The 20882-nt window shown below is 62.9% G+C and carries 13 protein-coding genes and 1 pseudogene; 4 read left to right on the top strand and 10 right to left on the bottom strand.

What is annotated here, in order from left to right:
• Positions 1-25: 25 nt before the first annotated feature.
• A complete protein-coding gene (oscA, locus tag ACYU03_RS24865) occupies positions 26-208 on the bottom strand; it encodes a sulfur starvation response protein OscA (RefSeq protein WP_461887250.1) in 183 nt (60 codons plus the stop codon).
• A gap of 203 nt (positions 209-411) precedes the next feature.
• Positions 412-2307: a phosphodiesterase DibA gene (gene dibA, locus ACYU03_RS24870; protein ID WP_461887251.1), complete on the bottom strand. Its 1896-nt coding sequence runs from the start codon at positions 2305-2307 to the stop codon at positions 412-414.
• A gap of 150 nt (positions 2308-2457) precedes the next feature.
• On the opposite strand from dibA, the gene desA reads away from it, so the two are divergent.
• Positions 2458-3636, top strand: a complete 1179-nt coding sequence (desA, locus tag ACYU03_RS24875) for a delta-9 fatty acid desaturase DesA (RefSeq protein ID WP_461887252.1) — start codon at positions 2458-2460, stop codon at positions 3634-3636.
• Between the two features lie 85 nt (positions 3637-3721).
• Here desA and ACYU03_RS24880 read toward each other — a convergent pair whose 3' ends face one another.
• The 5 genes from ACYU03_RS24880 to ACYU03_RS24900 all read right to left on the bottom strand — a co-directional run bounded on the left by ACYU03_RS24880 (position 3722) and on the right by ACYU03_RS24900 (position 12352).
• The gene (locus ACYU03_RS24880) at positions 3722-4927 is read right to left on the bottom strand and encodes an HDOD domain-containing protein (RefSeq protein ID WP_461887253.1); all 1206 of its coding nucleotides are present in this window, start codon (positions 4925-4927) and stop codon (positions 3722-3724) included.
• Between the two features lie 138 nt (positions 4928-5065).
• Entirely contained in the window at positions 5066-6346 is a 1281-nt protein-coding gene (gene gabT, locus ACYU03_RS24885) for a 4-aminobutyrate--2-oxoglutarate transaminase (protein WP_461887254.1), read from the bottom strand.
• Between the two features lie 183 nt (positions 6347-6529).
• Positions 6530-7972 carry an NADP-dependent succinate-semialdehyde dehydrogenase gene (gabD, locus tag ACYU03_RS24890; RefSeq protein ID WP_461887255.1) on the bottom strand — a complete coding sequence of 481 codons (1443 nt, stop codon included), beginning with the start codon at positions 7970-7972 and terminating at the stop codon, positions 6530-6532.
• Positions 7973-8275: 303 nt separating this feature from the next.
• Positions 8276-9991, bottom strand: coding sequence for an aryl-sulfate sulfotransferase (locus ACYU03_RS24895; protein WP_461887256.1), 1716 nt, complete (start codon positions 9989-9991; stop codon positions 8276-8278).
• Between the two features lie 15 nt (positions 9992-10006).
• On the bottom strand, positions 10007-12352 hold the full coding sequence (locus ACYU03_RS24900) for a TonB-dependent receptor (RefSeq protein ID WP_461887257.1): 2346 nt from the start codon (positions 12350-12352) through the stop codon (positions 10007-10009).
• A 187-nt stretch (positions 12353-12539) separates the two neighbouring features.
• On the opposite strand from ACYU03_RS24900, the gene ACYU03_RS24905 reads away from it, so the two are divergent.
• Positions 12540-13451, top strand: a complete 912-nt coding sequence (locus tag ACYU03_RS24905) for a LysR family transcriptional regulator (protein WP_461887258.1) — start codon at positions 12540-12542, stop codon at positions 13449-13451.
• 77 nt (positions 13452-13528) lie between these two features.
• Here the strand turns inward: ACYU03_RS24905 and ACYU03_RS24910 are convergent, their stop codons facing one another.
• Both ACYU03_RS24910 and ACYU03_RS24915 read right to left on the bottom strand, forming a co-directional pair.
• The gene (locus ACYU03_RS24910) at positions 13529-14434 is read right to left on the bottom strand and encodes a TauD/TfdA dioxygenase family protein (RefSeq protein ID WP_461887259.1); all 906 of its coding nucleotides are present in this window, start codon (positions 14432-14434) and stop codon (positions 13529-13531) included.
• Positions 14435-14481: 47 nt separating this feature from the next.
• Positions 14482-15543 (bottom strand): ABC transporter substrate-binding protein, encoded by a 1062-nt coding sequence (locus ACYU03_RS24915; RefSeq protein ID WP_461887260.1) that lies wholly within the window; start codon positions 15541-15543, stop codon positions 14482-14484.
• Positions 15544-15905: 362 nt separating this feature from the next.
• Here ACYU03_RS24915 and ACYU03_RS24920 point away from each other — a divergent pair.
• Positions 15906-17426, top strand: a pseudogene (locus ACYU03_RS24920) (ABC transporter permease); the annotation flags it as partial.
• Positions 17423-18286 (top strand): ABC transporter ATP-binding protein, encoded by an 864-nt coding sequence (locus ACYU03_RS24925; protein ID WP_461887261.1) that lies wholly within the window; start codon positions 17423-17425, stop codon positions 18284-18286. The pseudogene ACYU03_RS24920 and the gene ACYU03_RS24925, both read left to right, overlap by 4 nt.
• Positions 18287-18294: 8 nt before the next feature.
• Here the strand turns inward: ACYU03_RS24925 and ACYU03_RS24930 are convergent, their stop codons facing one another.
• Positions 18295-20823 carry a dermonecrotic toxin domain-containing protein gene (locus ACYU03_RS24930; RefSeq protein ID WP_461887262.1) on the bottom strand — a complete coding sequence of 843 codons (2529 nt, stop codon included), beginning with the start codon at positions 20821-20823 and terminating at the stop codon, positions 18295-18297.
• Positions 20824-20882 lie beyond the last annotated feature (59 nt).

Below are 20882 nucleotides of genomic sequence, written 5' to 3' on the forward strand. Positions count from 1 at the left end.
TTTTCTAGTTGGAATGGGTACGGACTCAGCCAGACTTGTGGCCCGGCTGCTGCAGGCGGAACTTCTCCTTGCGTTCGATCTGCACGACCTGGGCGTTGTGCACGGTGATCTCCACCGCGCCAAACCGCAGGTCGCGCAGGGCGCTCTGGATTTCACGCAGAATGGTGGCTTCGTCCTGTCCGTCGATGCTACGCAGAGATGCACTCATGCTCGTTCTCCTAGTGAGTAAGGGTGCCGGGCAGAAGAAGGGGATTGCGCCTGGCGTGAGGGCAATCTTAGAGAGAGGCAGATATTCTTAAAAATACTGTTTAAGAATTTTTATATAACAAAAAAGAAAAACCAGCATCTCAGGGGTTACGGCGCTGATGCAGAAGCCAGCGTCGACTAGCTCCTGCCGAGACATGGTAGGCCTCAGGACCAACGCAAGTCCCCTGCCGGCACTGGCCTGCCGAACCAGTATCCCTGCCCCAGTTGGCATTGCTGCTCGAGCAGGAAGCTCGCCTGCGCGGCCTGTTCTATACCCTCGGCATGCACCTGCATGTTCATGCTGTGGGCCAGAGCGATGATCACCCGAACGATGGCAGCGTCATCTTCGTCGCAAGGCAACCCGGCGACGAAACCCTGGTCGATCTTGAGCTTCTGCACGGGCAGGCGCTTCAAGCGCAACAGCGAAGAGTAGCCAGTGCCAAAGTCATCGATGGCCAGGCGCAAGCCCAGTTCGCGCAGGCGGTGCAACTGTTCCAAGGCTATTTCAGGGTCTTCCATCACCGCGCTTTCGGTCACTTCCAGCTCCAGCACGGCCGGGTTCATCCCGGTCTCATGCAGCACCTCGGCCACTTGCCGATAAAGATCGCGCTGGCCGAACAGCCGACTGGAGATGTTCACTGCGACGAACTCCAACTGACGTCCCTCAGCCTGCCAGTGGACCATCTGCTGACAGGCCTGACGCAGCACCCAGGTATCAATCTCGGCGATCAGCCCGGTGCGCTCGGCGATCGGGATGAACTCGCTGGGTGGCACCAGGCCGCGTTGGGGATGCTGCCAACGCACCAAGGCCTCGACACCCACCCGCTGCCGGCTCAGCAGGTCATGCACGGGCTGGTAGAACACCTTCAGCTCCGCCTGCTCGAGGGCGCGCCGCAACTCGCCGGCAGTCTCGACCCGGCGCTGGGCATGGGCGGTCAGCTCTTCGGTATATAACGCATAGCCTGAGCGGCCATTGTTCTTGGCCTTGAACAACGCCGAATCGGCATTACGCAGCAACTGATCGGCACTCAAGGCATCGCTGGGGAACAAGCTGATACCGATGCTGACGCTCACGAACAGGCGATGCCCCTCGAGCGCAAAAGGCTCCTTCATCCGGTCGATTATGCTCTGGGCCAGCGTGGCCGCCTGCCCTACTTGCTGGCAGTTTTCGGCCAGCACGGCGAATTCGTCACCACCAAGGCGGGCCAGGGTCACAGCGCTACCCAGCAGTTCACGCAGGCGCTCGCCCATATGCTTGAGCAACTGGTCGCCAACGTTGTGCCCCAGGCTGTCGTTGATGCTCTGGAAGTGGTCGAGGTCGAGCAGCAACAAGGCACAACCGCGCTTGTTAGCCTGGGCCGCGGCGAGCGCCTGTTCGGCGCGGTCGTTGAACAGCAGGCGGTTGGGCAGATCGGTCAAGGGATCGTGGTGCGCCAGGTAGGCCAGTTCGCGTTCCGAATGCTTGATCGCGCTGATGTCGCTGAACACCGCCACATAGTGGCTGAGAGCACCGCTATCGTCGTGGATGGCGCAGATGGTCTGCCATTGCGGGTAAATCTCGCCGCTCTTGCGGCGGTTCCAGATCTCCCCGCTCCACTCGCCCTTCTCGGCCAGGGCCGCATAGATCTGCTGGTAGAAGGATGCGCCATGGCGGCCGGACTTGAATTTGCTCGGGCGCTGACCAATTACCTCATCCTGCTGGTAGCCGGTGATACGCATGAAGGCCCGGTTGACGTGCACGATCAAACCGTCGCGGTCAGTCACTAGCACGCCTTCCAGGGTGCTATCGAACACGGCCGCGGCCATGCGCAGGCGCTCACGGTCCTCGCGGCGCAAACGCGCGCCGGCACCGATGAAACTGAGCAAGCGAGCCCGGGACACGAAGATCAGCAGCGCGCTGACCAGGACCCAGGCGAAGGTATTGATCTGGCGCCCGATGGCCAGGACCGCCGGATCGTCGAAAAGCTCACGCGACACATACTCGGACAACACCAGCCAGAATACGGAAAGCACCAGATAGAGCGCGGCCATGCGCAAGGCGTCGCGAGCGGATACAGACATGTCGGAGGGATAAAACCATAAGAAAAGGTGGGGCATTATAAAGGCTGAAACATCCCGTGACCTCCTATCAAAAAGGCCGACTGGTTTTATTTCCCTGTCAGGAGATAATGCCAGTGCTGTTTCTATCTGTTTCCGAGGGCCCCTCCCCCTATGTGGTACAACGGTTTGCTCGATTTGTCGGCCTGGCAGCTGCTGGCCGTCACACTGCTGATGACCCACGTGACCATCGTCAGTGTCACCGTCTACCTGCACCGCTATTCCGCCCACCGCTCACTGGAGCTGAATGCCGGGCTCAAGCACTTCTTCCGCTTCTGGCTGTGGTTGACGACGGCGCAGAACACCCGTGAATGGACGGCGGTGCACCGCAAGCACCACGCCAAATGCGAGACGGTCGACGATCCACACAGCCCAGTGATCAAGGGCCTGTCCACGGTGCTGCGCAAAGGCGCCGAACTCTACCGCGAAGAGGCCCGCAACCCGGAGACCCTGCGCATCTACGGCAAGAACTGCCCGGATGACTGGATCGAGCGCAACCTCTACTCGCGCTACAAGCTCGGCGGCATAGCCTTGATGGCCGTGATCGACCTGCTGCTGTTCGGCACCATCGGCATCACCATCTGGGCCGTGCAGATGATGTGGATCCCCTTCTGGGCCGCCGGTGTGGTCAATGGTCTGGGCCACGCGGTCGGCTACCGCAACTTCGAGTGCCGCGATGCCGCCACCAACCTGGTGCCCTGGGGCATCATCATCGGCGGTGAAGAGCTGCACAACAATCACCACACCTATCCCAACTCGGCCAAACTCTCGGTCAAGCGCTGGGAGTTCGACATGGGATGGGCGTGGATCCGCCTGTTCTGCCTGCTGCGCCTGGCCAAGGTACAGCGCGTCGCGCCCATCGCCCACCGGGTCGAGGGCAAGGGCAACCTGGACATGGACACCGCCATGGCCATTCTCAACAACCGCTTCCAGATCATGGCCCAGTACCGCAAGCTGGTGATCGCCCCCTTGGTCAAGCAAGAACTGGCCAGGGTCGACGATTCGGTGCGCCACCAGTTCCGCCGCGCCAAGCGCTTGCTTTCACGCGAGCCCAGCCTGCTGGAGGACCGCCACCATGTGCGTATCGAGTCCATGCTCGCCCATAGTCAGGCACTCAAAACCATCTACGAGAAGCGCCTGGCGCTGCAACAGATCTGGGCACGCACCAGCGCCAATGGCCACGACATGCTCGCCGCCATGAAGGACTGGGTGCATGAGGCCGAAGCCAGCGGCATCCAGGCCTTGCGTGACTTTGCCGCGCAGCTCAAGGCCTACTCCCTGCGTCCGGCTTAAGCCTGACCATAGTTGCCCGGCACCCTCTGCGACAGAGGGGCCGAGGCCCACTCCTACAGATGTAACATCGACCACCGCCAGTGCCTCAGGCCTTGCGTAGCCGCCCCAGCTCCGCCATGCCCAGCTTGAGCAGGCGCGCAGTCTTGCCATCGGCCAGTTCCTCCAGCCCTTGGCCGTCCGGCAGGCGTGCCAGTTGCCCGGCCAGGTTCAAGGCCAAGGCTTCACGCGAGTACACACCGCCACCTAGCTGGTAGACCGCGGCGATCAGTTCGCGGAGCTCCAACGGCAGCCGCCAGCGGGTACGCAGTGCCGAGCCGAAGCCGGCGCCATGCTGTTCCAGGGAGAGCTCGATGGCATCTTCGTCCAGCTCGCCCCCTGCCAACCGCCATTCCTGCAAGCAGCGCAACAGGGCCAGGTCGCCCAGGCAGTGCAGAAGTCCCGCGCAGTAGCAACGCTCTTCATCCAGCTCCAGCATGCGCGCCAGGCTGCGGGCGAATTCGGCCGTGTGCAACGACAGGTTCCAGTAGCCCTCTGCATACCTGCCCAGCAATGGATCGCTGAGCCGCGCGCTACGCTTGAGGGCCATGCCGAGGATAAGGTTCGTGCTCTGGATGGTGCCGAGCTTGCTCAATGCCTGCATCAAGGTCACCGCCGCAGTCTCGCGGTGCAAGGCCGCGCTGTTGGCCGCGGCGATGAGCACCGCAGTGATCTGTGGGTCGTTGCGTACTTCTTCCTCCAGAACCTTGAGGTTCAGCCCGTGAGGGTTGAGTGCCCGCTTGAGCGCCACCTGGACATCCGCGAACAGCGGCCCGCCGTCGGCGGTCGCACGCTTTTGCTCCAGAAAGCGTGGCAGGGTAGCGCCAGGCGGCAGCGGCGGCACCGGGCAGGCGATCTGCTCGCCCACCTGAAGCAACACTGCCTCCAGGCGTTGGCGCAAGGAATCCAAGTTCAGCGGCTTGCTCAGGTAGGCCGTCGGTGCGAAAGGCAGGACCTCGCGCACGCTGGCGCTGTCGTTGCGGCTGCTCATGAGGATGAAGGGCAAGGCCGGCTTACGCCCCTTGGCGCGCACGCTGCGCAACAGGTCGAGGCCATCGACGCCGGGCAACTCGCGGGAGGCGATGATCAGGTCAGGCTGGCTGGCCAGCGCTGCCAGCGCCTGGAAGCCATCGGCGCAGACCTGCAAGCGGGCATCGCAACGTACGCTAAGCAACATCTGGCTCAGCATGTCGCGCACCCACGGATCGCCCTCCACAATCAGCACGCAAGGAGGGGTGGGGGCCGTAGCGCTCATGGGTAAACCTCCAGGCAATCCTTGGCACGCAATCCTGTGCGCCTTCCAACACTGTTCATCTCACAACCTTAGCGTTCTGCATCTTGCTTGAGCATAAAAAAAACCCGCCGAAGCGGGTTTTTCCTGACGCGTCACACTTTAGGCCAGTTCAGCGAAACACTCTTCGATGATTGCCAGGCCTTTGTCCAGTTGCTCGTCCGGTGCGGTCAGCGGCACCAGGATACGCAGGACGTTGCCGTAGGTACCGCAAGACAGCAGGATCAGGCCTTTGTCACGCGCCTTGGCGACAACCTGAGCCACGGCAGCGGCGTTCGGGGTGTGCGAGTCTTTGCCTTCGAAGACTTCGACAGCGATCATCGAACCCAGGGCACGGACATCGCCAATGATCGGGTTCTTCTCCTGGATTTTGCGCAGGCCGGCGACCAGATGCTCGCCAACGGCCTTGCTGCGGTCCAGCAGATTTTCTTCCTCGAACACCTCGATCACGGCCAGGGCTGCGGCGCAAGCGATTGGGCTACCGGCATAGGTGCCGCCCAGGCCGCCCGGGGCGATAGCGTCCATGTACTCGGCCTTGCCGCACACACCGGCCAGCGGGAAGCCGCCAGCGATGGACTTGGCGAAGGTGGTCAGGTCAGGCGCGACGCCCATCTGCTCCATGGCGAAGAAGGTGCCGGTACGGCCAGCGCCAGTCTGTACTTCGTCGGCGATCAGCAGGATGCCGTGCTCGTCGCACAGAGCACGCAGACGCTTCATCAGCTCTTTCGGAGCCGGGATGAAACCACCCTCGCCCTGAACCGGCTCGATGATGATCGCGGCGATGTCTTTTGGCTCGGCGTCGTTCTTGAAGATGCGCTCGATGGAGGCGATCGAGTCGTCGACGCTGATACCGTGCAGCTCGTTCGGGAAGATGGCGCGGAAGATGCCGCCTGGCATCAGGCCCATGCCAGCGGAATACGGAACGACCTTGCCGGTCAGGCCCAGGGTCATCATGGTACGGCCGTGATAGCCGCCAGTGAAGGCGATCACGCCAGCACGGCCGGTGGCGGCACGGGCGACCTTGACGGCGTTTTCAACAGCTTCGGAGCCGGTGGTGACCAGCAGGGTCTTCTTGGCGAAGTCGCCTGGGACCTTGGCGTTGATCTTCTCGCACAGCTCGACGTAGGGTTCGTAGGCCAGGACCTGGAAGCAGGTGTGGCTGACCTTGGTCAGCTGCTTCTGGACAGCGGCAACGACTTTCGGATGCAGGTGACCGGTGTTCAGTACCGCGATACCGCCGGCGAAATCGATGAACTCACGGCCTTCGACGTCGGTGACGGTGGCGTTGTTCGCAGTTTCGGCGAAGATCGGGTGGATCTGGCCAACGCCACGTGGGACGGCGTTGACACGGCGTTGCATCAGGGATTCGTTGGTCTTGCTCATAATGCCCTCATTGCGCCGTATGCGGGCGGCGCTTTTATTCGGGGGTGGCTGGGGTTCGCTGCAGGCAGCATGCGTTGATCGACTGCTGCAAGGGCCCTGGCCACCAGGTGTCGCGGTGTAAAAAAGGCCAGTGAGACGTCGCTCTCGCGCCCCACTGGCAGAGGTAAAACCTTTAGGCTGTGATCAGACGCTGATGCACAGGTACTTGATCTCGAGGTAGTCCTCGATACCGTACTTGGAGCCTTCGCGGCCCAGGCCCGAAGCCTTGATGCCGCCGAATGGCGCGACTTCGTTGGAAATCAGGCCAGTGTTGATACCCACCATGCCGTACTCCAGCGCTTCGGCGACACGGAACACACGGCTCATGTCACGGGCATAGAAGTACGAAGCCAGGCCGAACTCGGTGTCGTTGGACATGGCGATGACTTCGGCCTCGTCCTTGAAGCGGAACAGCGGCGCCAGCGGGCCGAAGGTCTCTTCTTTAGCGACAGCAGCGGTCTTCGGCACATCGACCAGGATGGTCGGCTCGAAGAAGTTGCCTTCGATCAGCTTGCCACCGGAAAGAACCTTGGCGCCTTTGCCAACGGCGTCTTCGATGTGCTCCTGGACCTTGGCCACGGCCTTGCCATCGATCAGCGGACCGGTGGTGGTGCCGTCTTCCAGACCGTTGCCGATCTTCAGCTTGCCGACGGCCGCTTTCAGTTTTTCGGCGAACGCGTCATAGACGCCGTCCTGGACGTAGATGCGGTTGGCGCAGACGCAGGTCTGGCCGTTGTTGCGGTACTTGGAGATGATCGCGCCCTCGACCGCCTTATCCAGGTCAGCGTCGTCGAACACGATGAACGGCGCGTTGCCGCCCAATTCCAGGGAAACCTTTTTGATGTCCTTGGCGCACTCTTCCATCAGTTGGCGGCCGATCTCGGTCGAGCCAGTGAAGGACAGCTTGCGTACCAGGGAGTTGCCAGTCAGCTCGCCGCCGACCTCACCAGCGCTGCCGGTGATGACGCTCAGCACGCCAGCCGGGATGCCAGCACGGGTGGCCAGCTCGGCCAGGGCCAGGGCGGAATACGGAGTCTGCGAAGCAGGCTTGAGGACCATGGTGCAGCCAGCGGCCAAGGCCGGGCCGGCTTTACGGGTGATCATCGCGGCCGGAAAGTTCCACGGGGTGATCGCTGCGGTCACGCCGATCGGCTGCTTGATGACGATCAGGCGTTTGTCTGGCTGGTGACCTGGGATGGTGTCGCCGTAGACGCGCTTGGCCTCTTCGGCGAACCACTCGATGAACGAGGCAGCGTAGGCGATTTCGCCCTTGGCTTCAGCCAGCGGCTTGCCCTGCTCGGTGGTCATCAGGCGGGCCAGGTCGTCCTGGTTCTCGATAATCAGCTCGAACCAGCGGCGCAGCTTGGCCGAACGCTCCTTGGCGGTCAGTGCGCGCCAGGCCGGCAGGGCCTTGTCGGCCGCCTCGATGGCACGGCGGGTTTCCGCGGCGCCCATCTTCGGCACGGTGCCGATGACTTCACCGGTGGCCGGGTTGGTCACCTTGATGGTCTGGCCGTTGTCCGCATCAAGCCATTCACCGTTGATGAAGGCTTGCTGGCGGAACAACTGAGCGTCTTTAAGCTGCATGTCGGCTTCCTTAACAGCACCGTGCACGCACGGAGCGAATTATTGATTGTTGAAAGTCACACACCGGGCTGAAGTGTTCAGCACCCGTTTGAAATCTCAAACGAATCCTAGGGTCTGCTGGGGTAAAGGACAATAGGCTGTTCGAAAAAAAGAACGAACGGCTGAACACCCCATCCAGATTCCGGATCGGTGGCAAGGTGGCCTTGTGTCGCGATAGGGCCGCAAAGCGGCCCCATCAAAGGTAGCCCATGCAGGCCAGGGAGGAAGAATGGGAGGACCGACGGCCCTCCCGGCAGGTCCCGGTCAGAATGCCCGGTCCAGATCGATCACCAGCGCCCGATAGCCGACGCTGCCCGGCTGGCGGCTGTGCACCTTAAGCTCGACCAGCACCTCCTGGGTCCCGCGCTTGACCTCGTTGAGCACCGTGGTGGTGAGTTTCTCGGGGGTCAGGTAGTTCACCGACGCCGAATAGATGAACTGGGTGTCGGTATCGGCACGGTAGGCCACCACCGAGGTGATCGGGCTGTACCACTCGTCGCCGCGTTCCTTGCCGTAGGCCCAAACCTGCTCGACCGTCCCCTTGTCTTCGTCGATGCGGTACTCCACCGCCCGGCTGTAGTTACCGCTCAGCTTGGTCGGCGCGAAGTTGCGCCCCCAGCCGTTATCGAACACGGTCAAGGTGCCCTGGCCTGTGAGCCAGGCAGTGTGCTGGGTCCAGGACCAGTCGAAATCTTCGGCGTAAGCCCCCTGCTGCTCTGCCAGCACCTCACCCTGGGCATTCACCGGGGTCAGCACCTTGGCCTTGAGGTGCGCCGGCCATCCCTGGGGCGAGGAGAGGATCCACTTCACGGCCTTGTCGCGGCCGATCTTCGCCACACCTTGGTGCCGGGCGGAGATGATGATGCTGTCGTCGCTGGCGTCGTAGTCGATGGCGTTGACATGCGCCCAGTTGCGCCCGGTCCCGACACCGGGGGTGTCGCCGAACGGCAGGTCGCCCTCGAGCAGTTCGTTGGCCAGGGTGCTGTCCTGCTTCTGCACACCGTCGGGGAGCTGAATGGCAGCCTTGCCGAGGGTTTCCAGCAGTTCGCCGCGGTAAGGGTCGAGGATCGGGTTCAAGTCCCAGAAGTCCAGCACGTCGCCGGCTTCATCCACTTCGATGATGTGGTCGCGGATCGAGCGCACGCGTTTGCCATCCGGACGGCGGTAATCGCTGGTACCCACCCGCAGCAGGTATGTGCCGTTGCCGGTCTCGCGGATCTCATGGGAGAAGTCAGCGAACTTGTCCGGCAGGCTGCGCTGCCAGATGCGCCGGCCCAGGAGGTCGTACTTGGAGTAGGTCTGGCCCTGTCCCCAGATCAGCTTGCCGTCGCGGGTCTGCTGGAAGCCCATGGTGCCGCCCAGGCTGTCGCTGCGGTTGGAATCGTGGATCTGCTCAATGTCCAGGTACCAGCGCACATCGCCATTGCTGTCGGCGATCCAGTTGTTGCCGACCTGGTCCCACTCGGCGGCACCACCCAGGGCATTCCACTTGAACGCTCGACCGCCAGGAATATCGCCGAGCAAGTGGTTGAACAGGTACAGGCGTCGCTCGAAGCCTGGCGCCACCTTGACCGGCTCCACCTCAGGCAAGGCCGCCGTCTGCTTAGCCACTACCGGCAGGCGCACGGCGGGCGCGTAGATCTCGTAGCGCTCACGCAGACGCTCGCCGTCGAGCTTGTAGGTCACCTCCACCTGGTTGACGTAATCCGGGTACAGGCCGAACACCGGGATGCCGCCATAGGTCCAGAGTGAACGGTCAGACACCTCGTAGGTGATATCCACACCGCGTTCGCCGCGCCCCAGCACCCGCACATGGGCAGCGCTGATGACCCGGCCACCGTCGCGGATGATGGCGGTCAGCGGCGCCAGCCGATAGGGGTTGACCACCACGTCGCCGAGCAAGGCTTCGTTACGCTCCGGAACCTTGGCGGTGATGCAGGCGCCTTCGGGCAGATCAGGGGTTTCAGTCTTGGCATTCATGGCAAAGCTCCTTGTTCAGAAGTCGTAACGGGCGGTGGCGCCGACGGTGCGCGGGGTGCCGAGCACACCGGCATAGCCGCCGTTGGCGGAGTTCCACAGGCTGGTGAAGTAGGTCTTATCGCCGGCGTTCTTCACCCACAGCGACAGGTCGAGGACGCCATCGCCCTGGTCCAGGCGCACGCCGCCGGAGAGGTTGACCAGCGCGTAGCTGGGGATCTGGCCGTAGTCGGAATCGTCGATGGTGCCCACCGCCCGGGAGCGGAAGGCGTAGCTGGCGGTGACGTAAGGCTCGACGCGGTCGGTCAGTTGCCACTTGTACTGGGCATTGAGGTTGGCGATGTACTTGGAAGCCCCGACTACCTGGTGCCCGGAGAGGTCGCACGTGGCGGCCGGGTTGGCCAGGCTCACCTCTGGCGGGCAAGGCGCGTCGTCGTAGTCGGTGTAACGCACGTCGTTCCAGGAACCGTTGAAGTTCAGGGTCAGGCCCCGCACCGGCAAGGCGGTGGCTTCGAACTCCAGGCCACGGGAGCGCACGCTGCCGGCATTGGCCAGGTACTGAACGCGGTTGACCTGGTCATAGACATTGGCCTGGTAGCCGTGCACTTCGGCCCAGAACAGGTTGGCGTTGAGCAACAGCCGATTGTCCAGCAGGGTGCTCTTGACCCCGAGTTCGGCATTGTTGATCCGCTCGGTGCCGACCAGCAGGGAGTCGGTGCCCAGGCGAGGGGCGGCCCCGACGGTGAGGTTGATGCCGCCGGACTTCTCGCCATGGGACAGCGAGGCATAGCCGAGCACATTGGGGTTGAAGCGGTAGCTCAGGCTCAGCAGGCCAGAAGGGCTGAAGCTGTACTGGTTCAAGTCGCCCGAGTCATAGGCCCCCGCCCTGCCTTCGCGCGCTGCCGCCGCGGCGCCGCTGACCGGCGCGCCACCGACTGGCGCATCGCGCTCGACCCAGGCGCTCTTTTCTTCATAGGTGCCGCGGATGCCAGCGGTGAAATCCAGCTTGTCGGTGACATGCCAGGTGCCCTGGGCGAACAGTGCATAGCTGTCGGTCTCGATATGGCCATCGCCCAGACTAGCGACATTGGCCAGGGCGCCATCCGGGGTGGCGTTCCAGATGTCTGCTTGGGGCCCGTAATAGTTGAAGGAGTGGTTGTCCAGGTCCTGCTTGAAGTAATAGGCGCCCAACACATAGTCAAAGGCGCCACCCGTAGGCGAGGCCAGACGGATCTCCTGGGAGTACTGCTTGTCGCGCACTGAGACGCCGGCGTTGTACGACGCCGGAACATTGAGGCCGTCGTCGTTGCGCGGTGTGAAGTCCCACCAGCGGTAGGCGGTGATGGACGTCAGGGTGAAGTCATTGGGCAGGGTCCAGTTGGCCTCCACCGAGGTGCCGCCCTGGAACACCGTCACCTGCTGGTCGGCATCGAAATTGACCTTGCGGTCCTTGCCCGACACCAGGGTCGCGCCCGCCGCAGCCGCCAGGCTCTCGTAGCGGTTCACACCGTTGATGGTCGGCCCAGTGCTGTAGAGGCTGAGAATGCCGTTGTTGGAGTCTTCTTCGTTGTATTCGCCGATCCAGCGCAGGTTGAAGGTATCGCTGGGCTGGAACAGCAACTGGGTGCGAAAGCCCTGGCGCTTGCCACCATTGAGGTCATCGCCGTTATAGACGTTCTTCACATAACCGTCGTCCTCGGTGCGGTAGGCGCTGATGCGTCCGGCGAGGGTATCGGTGAGGGGCCCGGAGAAACTGCCCTGGGTCTGCCAGTAGCCGTCCTCGCCCAGGGATGACTGGATGCTGCCCTCGGTATGGAAGGTTGGTTTGCGCGTGGTGATGTTGAGCACACCAGCGGTGGTGTTCTTGCCGAACAGCGTGCCTTGGGGGCCACGCAGCACTTCGAGCTGCTCCACGTCCAGCAGGTCGAATACGGCCATGCCCGGACGCCCCAGATAGACGTTGTCCAGGTAGACGCCGACGCTGCCTTCCAGGCCATCGCTGGCCGGGTTGTTGCCCAGCCCGCGGATGGAAATGCTCGACTGCCGCGCATGTACATAGGCGACGTTGGTGCTGGGCACCAGCTGTTGCAGATCCTGCACTCGGTAGATGCGTTGGGTTTCCAGGGTCTCGCTATTGAGCACACTGATCGGGGTCGGCACGCTCTGCGAGGTTTCCTCACGGCGGCGGGCGTTGACCGTGACAGTGCCAAGCTTGGCCTCCTGCTCGGCTGCAGGCGCGGCACTGACCACCTCATCGGCAACACTGGGCAGGCTGATGCCGGCGCTGCCCAGCAGCACGGCAGCGGCCAGAGGTTGTAGGGAAAACACCGACGCGCGCGCCGGCCACTTGGAAAGTCGGGACATGCAATGCTCCTTGGGCACGAGCCTTGGCGAGCATTTCCGTTGGCGGAACCGAATCGCGTGGCAAACGTTTATTCTTTAAATGAATATAAATATTTGTAATTCATATTTTGTGGAATAAGAGAGTCCCTTTATAAGGGTGCTAACCCTGAGCAGCAATTGCATTTCACCGAAACTTTTAATGTAGAAAATGCATATAGACCTTCGGCAACTCCGACACTTCATCGCCCTCGTGGAACACCGCAGCTTCGTTGCGGCCGCCGCGGCGGTGAACCTTTCGCAATCGGCCTTCAGCCGCAGCATCCAGACGCTGGAACACAACGTCGGCTGCCGCCTGGTCGATCGCGCCAGCAAAGAGTTGGTGCCGACCCGCCAGGGCTTGCTGGTGCTGGAGCATTCGCGCCGGCTGGTGCACGGCGCGCACAACCTGGTCAACGAGATCAACCAGTTCAACGGCGCCACCACCGGCGTGGTGCGCTTCGGCTCGGGGCCAGCACCAGCGGGCGGCCTGGTGCCGCGCGCGGTGGCGCGCTTCGTCAGCGAGTTCCCGGGGGCGCGCACGTGCTTCCAAGTGGATAATTGGCAGGCGCTGAACCGCCGCCTCATGGCCGAGGAGATCGAATTCTTCGTCGCCGATACCAGGCAGTTCGAAGCTGACCCGGACTATCGGGTACACAAGCTCGCACCACAGCGCTGGGACTTCTGCTGCCGTGCCGGCCACCCCTTGGCCGAGCGTGCCGTGGTGCATGCACGGGACCTGTTCGACTACCCCCTGGCCACCACCTTCCGCCCACCGAACATCCGCAAGGTGCTGGCCGACCTCAGCGGTCGCCAGGATTTTGCGCCCAGTGTGGAATGCGAGCACGGCTATGCCCTGCTCAATGTGGTGATGCACTCGGACACCATCGGCATCGCCTGCAGAGGCAACTTGCGGCCTTATCAGGTAGACCAGGGCTTGGTGGCATTGGAGCTGGTGGACCTGCCGGAAGACCAAGAGGCGTTCTATACCCGCTATGGCATCGTCAGTCGGCTGGGGTATGGACTGTCACCGCTGGCGCAGTCGCTGGTGAATCAGTTGATCGCCTGTGATGGGGAGTGCTGAAAAAGGATTGCACCTCCTGTCCCTGTAGGAGCGGCAGTTCGGCGCCCCTACAGGTTCCGCGCCATGCTCAAACAGGGTCAGTCCTTGCGCACCGTACGGCTCAACTGCCCATCCACCCCCACCGGCACCTCTCCGGCCAGGGTCACCCGGCGCACAGTGCGCGGCTGGGTACCGTAATCATCCACAGCGTAGTGCTGGGTCGCGCGGTTGTCCCAGATGGCCACGTCGCCTGCCTGCCAACGCCAGCGCACAGTGTTCTCCAGACGGGTGACATGGCTTTGCAGTACGGCGAACAGGTGTGCCGAATCCGACTTTGAATAGCCCTTGAGGTGCTTGACGAAGTGCCCCAGCAACAAGGTGCGCTCACCGCTGATCGGGTGCACGCGCACCACCGGATGCTCGGTCTCGTACACGGTGGAGGTGAAGACCTTGCGGTAGCGCTCCAACTTTTCGGCGCTGACGTTCGGACGAACGCCAGCATAGTCGTATTCGTTGCTGTGTACGGCCCAGAGCTTGTCGGCCAGCTCACGCAATGGCTCGGGCAACTCCTGGTAGGCCGCAGCGGTATTGGCCCAGACCGTGTCGCCACCGGAAGCCGGCGCGACCACGCTGCGCAGCACCGATGCTTTAGGATAGGCGTCGACAAAGGTGACATCCGTATGCCAGGAATTGGCTCGCTGGCCGTCGGCGCCATCAAGCTGCAGAAGGAAACTACTGCCTTCATGCACCGGCACTGTCGGGTGGGCGACGGGGTCGCCCAGCAGCTTGGCGAAGGCCTCCTGCTCCTGGTCATCCAGGTGGGTCTGACCACGGAAGAAGATCACCTTGTGCTCGACAAGCGCGGCCTGGATCGCTTCGACAGTGGCGGGATCCAGGTCGGCGGCCAACCTCACGCCTCGGATCTCGGCGCCAATGCGTCCGGCAATTGGCTGGATGTCGAGCTCGACGGTTTGCGGCTGTGTAGCCAGTGCGGCAGTGCTCATACTGTGGTCCTCACAGTCAGGGGGTGGGGGTCGGAATCGGTCTGGGTTCAGCGTGAAGCTTGCACGGCCTGCTCGGTCTGCAGGGCGGCATCGAGAAAGCGTGGTTCGATCCACTCGGAAACCTGGAAGCCGCGCCGGATCAGGCGCTCCTTGGCCGCCAGGTCCACGCCTTGCTGCAGCAGGGCGACGAATTCGGCATCCAGGTGCGGATCGAAGTAGCGGGCCAGGTCTTCGGTGGCCAGGTCATCCTTGAGGATCACCTTCGGGTAATTGGCCAGGTTCGACACCAGGTCCACATAGGCATCCCGGTTGTTCTCGTCACGCAGCCAGGTCACGCCCTGCTGCTGCGCCTTGACCAGTCGTGCGACCAGGTCAGGGTGCTGGCGGATGAAGTCGCCCGTGCCGATCAGGACCGACTGAGTGCTGCCCGCGCCTTCCAGGTCCCGCGAGTTCACCGGCAACTCGACCAAACCACGGTCACGCAGGGCCAGCAGGCTGGAAAGCCCCCAGGTGGCGTCGATCTGCTTGGCCGCAAGCGCGGCGTTGGCGGCGTTGAAATCCAGGTTGATGACCTTCAGGTCGCGCTCGCTCAGGCCCTGGCTAGCCAGGGCGCTGGCGAACGACAGTTGGTTGGCGGTGCCACGGAACACCGCCACGCGTTTGCCCTTGAGGTCCTGCAAGGTCTTGATGCCCGAGCCCGGCACCACGCCGAGGTAGCTTTTCACGCCCCGTACACCAGCGGAAAGCACGCGGGTATCCAGCCCATTCGCCTTGCCGATGATCGCGGCCAAGTCGCCCAAGTAGGCGAAGTCCACCTGACCGTTGGCCAGGGCTTCATTGATCACGGGACCGGCGCCCTTGAAGAAGCGCCAGTCGATGTGGATGCCGTCCTTGGCAAACTCTTTCTCCAGCAACTGCTGGCTGCGCAGTACATCCACCACACCACCACCACTGTGCTGGCTGCCAGCACTCAGGTCAGGCACGGCGATGCGGATGGCTTGCGGTTGGGCCGTCTGGCTGGACTGGGCCACCAACGGGAACGCTCCCAGCAGCCCGATCAACACGGGAGAAGCAAAGGCACTGAGCACTTGGTTGAACAGGGTTTTCATAGGGAGGCTCCTTGGCAGGCTGCCACCGGCGACTACCGGCGCTATGGCCTGAAACCTAGGCGCCTCTGCTTGGAGTCAACAAAGATTAAAAATTCATTTTTTAATAACTATTAGCAATGAATCAGGCAGCACGCGGCTCTCAGCGAAGCTTGCAGAAAGCGCATAAAAAATATGAGGGAAACGCAACGGCAAAGCCTTCCGGACAGCACTGCTGCGTGCTCTTATCTCTTGAAGTCATTAGTGGATATTTTTAATTCCATAAATGCATAACCTAACAACCACAACGCGAGAGATGCCCGATGAGCCGTATCCTGACTTCAGGGCCCGCCATTCCCGCTCTGCCCCGGCTGCGGGTGAACATGGATCGTCTGCTGCCCTGGCTGTTGCCGCTGGCCCTGGCTCTGCTCTGGGTCGTTGCCAGTCGCTTGCACTGGATGAGCGAACAGATCCTCCCCGCCCCCTCACTGGTCTGGCAGAGCGCGCTGGAGTTCGGTTCGGGCGAACTCTGGGAGCACCTGTGGATAAGTCTGCAGCGTCTGGTCTGGGGCCTGCTTGCGGGGATCACCGGCGGCCTGCTGCTGGGCACCTGGCTGGGTGCCTCGAGACGCGCCGAAACCCTTGTGTACCCAAGCTTCGTGGCCCTGGCGCAGATTCCCACGCTGGCCTGGATCCCCCTGTTCATGCTGTTCTTCGGGATCGGCGAGTTGCTCAAGCTGGTGGTGCTGGTCAAGGCCGTGGTGGTGCCTGTGACGCTGCATACCCTAGTCGGCGTACGCGATGCCCAGCCAAAGCTGCGTGAAGCCGCCGCCGCCCTGCGCCTTCCCCCTCACCTGCTGTTCCTGCGGTTGCTGCTGCCGGCCGCCCTGCCCGCCTTTCTGGCCGGGGTGCGCCTGGCCCTGGCCACCGGCTGGACCTCCTTGCTGGCCGTGGAGCTGCTGGCGTCGAGCGAAGGCATTGGCTACCTGATGGTCTGGGGCCGGCAGTTGTTCATGCTCGACCTGGTGTTTCTGTGCATCTTGTTGATCGGCCTGATCGGGGCGGTGATGGACCGTAGTTTCAGCCTGGTCGAGCGATACCTGTTGCATTGGCCGCAAGCCGCCACCGGTGAACAGCGCCAGCAATACCAGGCGCGGGGCTGGCAACGCCTACAAGGTGCGCTGCTGCCGTTGGCACTGCTGTTCCTCTGGCAAGCCTGCAACAGCTTCGGCTGGGTCGACGCCAATATCCTCACCTCGCCACTGGAAGTCCTGCGCAGCCTGGCCAGCGGCCTGGTCGACGGATCGCTGCCCGAGGCCCTGCGCCTGAGCCTGCAACGCACGCTGGCGGGCTTGCTGCTGGGTGGCGGTACCGGTTTCCTGCTGGGCCTGCTGCTGGGGTTGTCGGGCACCGCCGAGCGCCTGTTCGGTCCTAGCCTGTCAGCCCTGCGCCAGGTCGCGATCTTCGCCTGGGTGCCACTGCTCACGGCCTGGTTCGGCCTGGGCGAAGGCGCCAAGGTGGTGTTCGTCAGCCTGGCGGCCTTCTTCCCGCTGTTCATCGCCACCCAGCGTGGCATCGCCAGCCTGTCGCCACAATTGGGCGAAGCAGCCCGCACCCTACGCCTGGACCTGCCACACCGCCTGCGCCTGCTGGTCCTGCCGGGTGCCGCCCCGGCGATCTTCGCCGGCCTGCGCCTGTCATTGATTTACGCCTGGCTGGGTACCATCGGCGCGGAATACTTCATGCCCTCGGACGGTGGCATCGCCAGCCTGATGATCGGTGCTCAACAACTGTTCCGCATGGACCAGGTCATGGCGGCCATGGTCCTGATCGGCCTGATCGGCGCCCTGCTGGGCAACCTCGGACAACGCCTTGAATCGCGCGCCACGCGCTGGAGAAACGCATGAACGCCTTCAACACCTCGGCCCTGGAAGCGGCCAACCAGCCACACGCTATCCCACCTCTGGTCAGTTTCGAACGGGTCGGCAAGGTCTTCTCGGTGGATGGCCAGGCGTTCGAGGCCATCCATGACTTCAACCTGGCGATCAACGAAGGCGAGTTCATCGCCATCGTCGGCTCCAGCGGCTGCGGCAAGTCCACCCTGCTGCGCCTGCTGGTGGGCCTGGACACCGACTTCAGCGGCACCATCCACGTCGACGGCAAGCCGGTCAGCGGCATCGGCGCAGAGCGCGGCATCGTCTTCCAGGAACACCGGCTATTCCCCTGGCTGACCGTAGCGCAAAACATCGAGCTGGGGCTGGTCAACGAAAAGCTCAACCAGGGTGAGCGTGCCCGCAAGGTCCGTGAATTCATACATCTGGTCGGCCTTACCGGCTTCGAGTCGGCGTACCCACATCAGCTTTCCGGCGGCATGGCCCAACGCGTGGCCATCGCCAGAGGGCTGGTGGCGAGCCCGCGTATCCTGCTGCTGGACGAACCCTTCGGCGCCCTCGACGCCCTGACCCGCCAACAACTGCAGGATGAGTTGCTGGCTATTCGCGAGCGCTCCGGGGTCACCACCTTGCTGGTGACCCATGATGCCGAGGAGGCCACCTACCTGGCTGACCGGGTCATAGTGCTGGAGCCGCGCCCGGGGCGCATCAAGGCGGTGGTGGATATCGACCTGCCCCACCCGCGCCAGCGCACCGGTGTGGCCTTGCACGAGCTGCGCGAAAAAGTCCTGCACCAGATCACCGGCGCCGACGGCTACCGTCGGGCGCCAGCGCTGCGCGTCGAAGGGCTGCGACCGGAGTTCATCGCCCTGTAGGCGTCAAATCAGCTCCAGTCAGCTGCCGGGAAAAAGCGCTCGACCAGGCTTTCATGCTGAACCCGCTCGGCATAGGCCTGACGGTCGAAAAGCTGTCCAGTGCGCAAGTCATAGATGGGTTCGTCAGCGGGCTTCTGCACCTCGCGCAGCCTCACTTTGATGAACTGATAGCGTTCACCCCGCACCTCACGCACCGACTCGACGCGAAAATACTTGCCCGGGGTGAAAATGACCTCCGCCTCGATAGGGTGCATGGACATCGGCGCGATCGGCACGCCGCTGTGGTGCCCACCGCCCACCAGCTCGTAGACCACCGAAGTGTCATCGAACACATTGGTGTGTTCCAGGGATGAGCCGGCCATGACCCGCGGCGAAACAAAGGACTGGAGCACATAGGGATTCTCGGTGAACGAGGTGATGTCGGTACTGACCAACACATCGCCTGCATGCAAATCACCGGTACGGTAATGCGCCCCACCCGTTGCGCGATGGTTATTGCCACCACGCCACAGGCGCGAGGCGTTGCTCCTGGGCAGCGGCTCCAGCGAGTCGAACAGCAGCGTCAGGTACGCAGGCAGGTCTTCGTCGGGCAACCCCTCGGCAATCGACTTGCCGTAGCGGAACAGGTTGTTCACCTGGGACATCTCGCTGCTGTAGGTCATCAGCAACATGTTGTGCAACTCGTCCTGCTGGCGAAAGGTGTAGTGACGCTTGCCGTCGTGCTCGACATAACGGTATCCGTGCTCATCCACTTGAGGCGCTTGATCGACACCAAGTTCCGGGAAGTTCGCCTGTTCGAGCAAGGCCCGCTGCCGTGCCTCGATATCATTGGACATCTGCCAACAGAACTCGTCATTGGGCTGCATATAGACGTCCCAGAAGTCCGACTGCAATGTCCCCAGCTCTTCGCCCGGGGCGAGCAGTTGCCACCGCCCCTCGTTATCAGGACGCACCGGCAGATTGGGTAGCAGTCCATAGGGGTCTTCATCGCGCACCACCAACCAGCTGGGCAGCGTCGGGTTGTAGCGCACCCGCAGCGACATGTCCTGCATCTCGATCCAGGTGGCGCCATCGTCGGTCACGCTGACACCCCTGAGCACCCCTTGGGTTTGCGCAGGCTCGAAGAGGATGCGGTTGGCATCGAGGTCTGCCACGTCCTCGCCCACCCCCTCCACCGCCAGCCAGGTATCTGGCTTGGCCAAACGCTCATGGGGTGGTGCGCGATAGGTCATGGCCTTGACGCCCAGCCCCACGTCGATGATGGAGAACGCCACCACCAGGGCATCGCCGACGGCCGAAAGGATCGCGCTCTTTCGCTCACCGGCCGAATGGGCGCGCACCGCCGCGTCGATGTCCAGCGTCAGGCGCGCGGTACCCGCACCGAGCATCGCCAGGCCAATCGGCCAGGCGACCGGCGCAAAGCCGCCGAACACGTGGATGAAGGCACCCAGGTAGCCACGCCAGAGCTGCTTGCGCAGGTCACTGTTGCTGATCATTTCGTCCTGGCTGACGTGCAGATCGGCCTTGGCCCAGGCCTGCAGCTCGACGAACAGATCCTGCTCCAGCGCACGCCCTTCGCCGAACGGCCATTGCGGGTCAGAGGATGTGCCGCTACGGCTACGCAGCAGTTGCAGATGGGCCTCACGCTCGGCCTGGGTCGATCGATGGTCGCTGCGGTGCACGGCATTGAACCAGACCAGCGCATCGTCCGCCGCCAAACGGGCGGCGACCCAGGCTGTCAGCACCGCACGATCGGCGAAGGCTTGCAAAGGGGTAGACGTAGTGGGCGTATACAGCACCACACGACCGTCGGCATGCTGGAAGGTGACCAGGTGCCCTGCACCTCCGACCAAGTAGTGTTGCAGGTGCAGGCCAGCGCTGTTGTCGACACCGTGCAGAGTGCCCAGGATTGCCAGCGTGACCGGCTGGCCCTGCTCGAGCCCAAGCCAGGCGAACAGACGCTGGCGATCGATGTCTTCCAGCAACCCCTCGCGCACTGCCATGTCGATCGAAGCAAGCAAGCGCGCCTTGGCCAGCAGCGCAAAGTCCTGGCCTTCCTGGCTCCAGAAACGTTCGCTGCGCTGGCGGACCTCAGACGCGAAGTCCAAGGCCCAGAGGTCATCCATCACCTTCTGCGGGTCCAGCGCAAGTTGGTTGGTGGCGTCATATAGCCCGGCATTGCCATCCTGCGTATAGAACCCGCCATACAGCGGCAGGGTATCCGGCGCGGCCTGGAAACCGCCGTCGAAACGCCGAATCAGCAACTCGGTGAAGCGTATTGATTCGCGCGGCTTGCCACTATGGCTCCAACCGGTGAAGGTCGGCGCACTGACCGCGCTGTCGAACACGTGCCACCATATCTTGTCGGGGTCGAGCGTCTTGCCGGTGTGCTGGTGCAGGTACTCGCCGGCCACCTTGTGCGCCAGGCCGTAGAGATCAGGCCAGGCGTCCAGGTAGCGGCGAGCCTTGTCCATCAGCGCATGTCCGTCCTTCAATGACATCAGGCTGAGGGCGTAGTGTTCGAGGTCGATTGCCATTTTGAAGCTCCTTGCTCCGGCTTGGGGGAGCAAGGATTTGACAGTCAACGACGCAGGCC

Source organism: Pseudomonas sp. X10 (genome assembly GCF_054889225.1).

Excerpts from the sequence above, each read along its gene's own strand:
- oscA (WP_461887250.1), bottom strand. The coding sequence starts at position 208 with ATGAGTGCATCTCTGCGTAGCATCGACGGACAGGACGAAGCCACCATT.
- dibA (WP_461887251.1), bottom strand. The coding sequence starts at position 2,307 with ATGTCTGTATCCGCTCGCGACGCCTTGCGCATGGCCGCGCTCTATCTG.
- desA (WP_461887252.1), top strand. The coding sequence starts at position 2,458 with ATGTGGTACAACGGTTTGCTCGATTTGTCGGCCTGGCAGCTGCTGGCC.
- ACYU03_RS24880 (WP_461887253.1), bottom strand. The coding sequence starts at position 4,927 with ATGAGCGCTACGGCCCCCACCCCTCCTTGCGTGCTGATTGTGGAGGGC.
- gabT (WP_461887254.1), bottom strand. The coding sequence starts at position 6,346 with ATGAGCAAGACCAACGAATCCCTGATGCAACGCCGTGTCAACGCCGTC.
- gabD (WP_461887255.1), bottom strand. The coding sequence starts at position 7,972 with ATGCAGCTTAAAGACGCTCAGTTGTTCCGCCAGCAAGCCTTCATCAAC.
- ACYU03_RS24895 (WP_461887256.1), bottom strand. The coding sequence starts at position 9,991 with ATGAATGCCAAGACTGAAACCCCTGATCTGCCCGAAGGCGCCTGCATC.
- ACYU03_RS24900 (WP_461887257.1), bottom strand. The coding sequence starts at position 12,352 with ATGTCCCGACTTTCCAAGTGGCCGGCGCGCGCGTCGGTGTTTTCCCTA.
- ACYU03_RS24905 (WP_461887258.1), top strand. The coding sequence starts at position 12,540 with ATGCATATAGACCTTCGGCAACTCCGACACTTCATCGCCCTCGTGGAA.
- ACYU03_RS24910 (WP_461887259.1), bottom strand. The coding sequence starts at position 14,434 with ATGAGCACTGCCGCACTGGCTACACAGCCGCAAACCGTCGAGCTCGAC.
- ACYU03_RS24915 (WP_461887260.1), bottom strand. The coding sequence starts at position 15,543 with ATGAAAACCCTGTTCAACCAAGTGCTCAGTGCCTTTGCTTCTCCCGTG.
- ACYU03_RS24925 (WP_461887261.1), top strand. The coding sequence starts at position 17,423 with ATGAACGCCTTCAACACCTCGGCCCTGGAAGCGGCCAACCAGCCACAC.
- ACYU03_RS24930 (WP_461887262.1), bottom strand. The coding sequence starts at position 20,823 with ATGGCAATCGACCTCGAACACTACGCCCTCAGCCTGATGTCATTGAAG.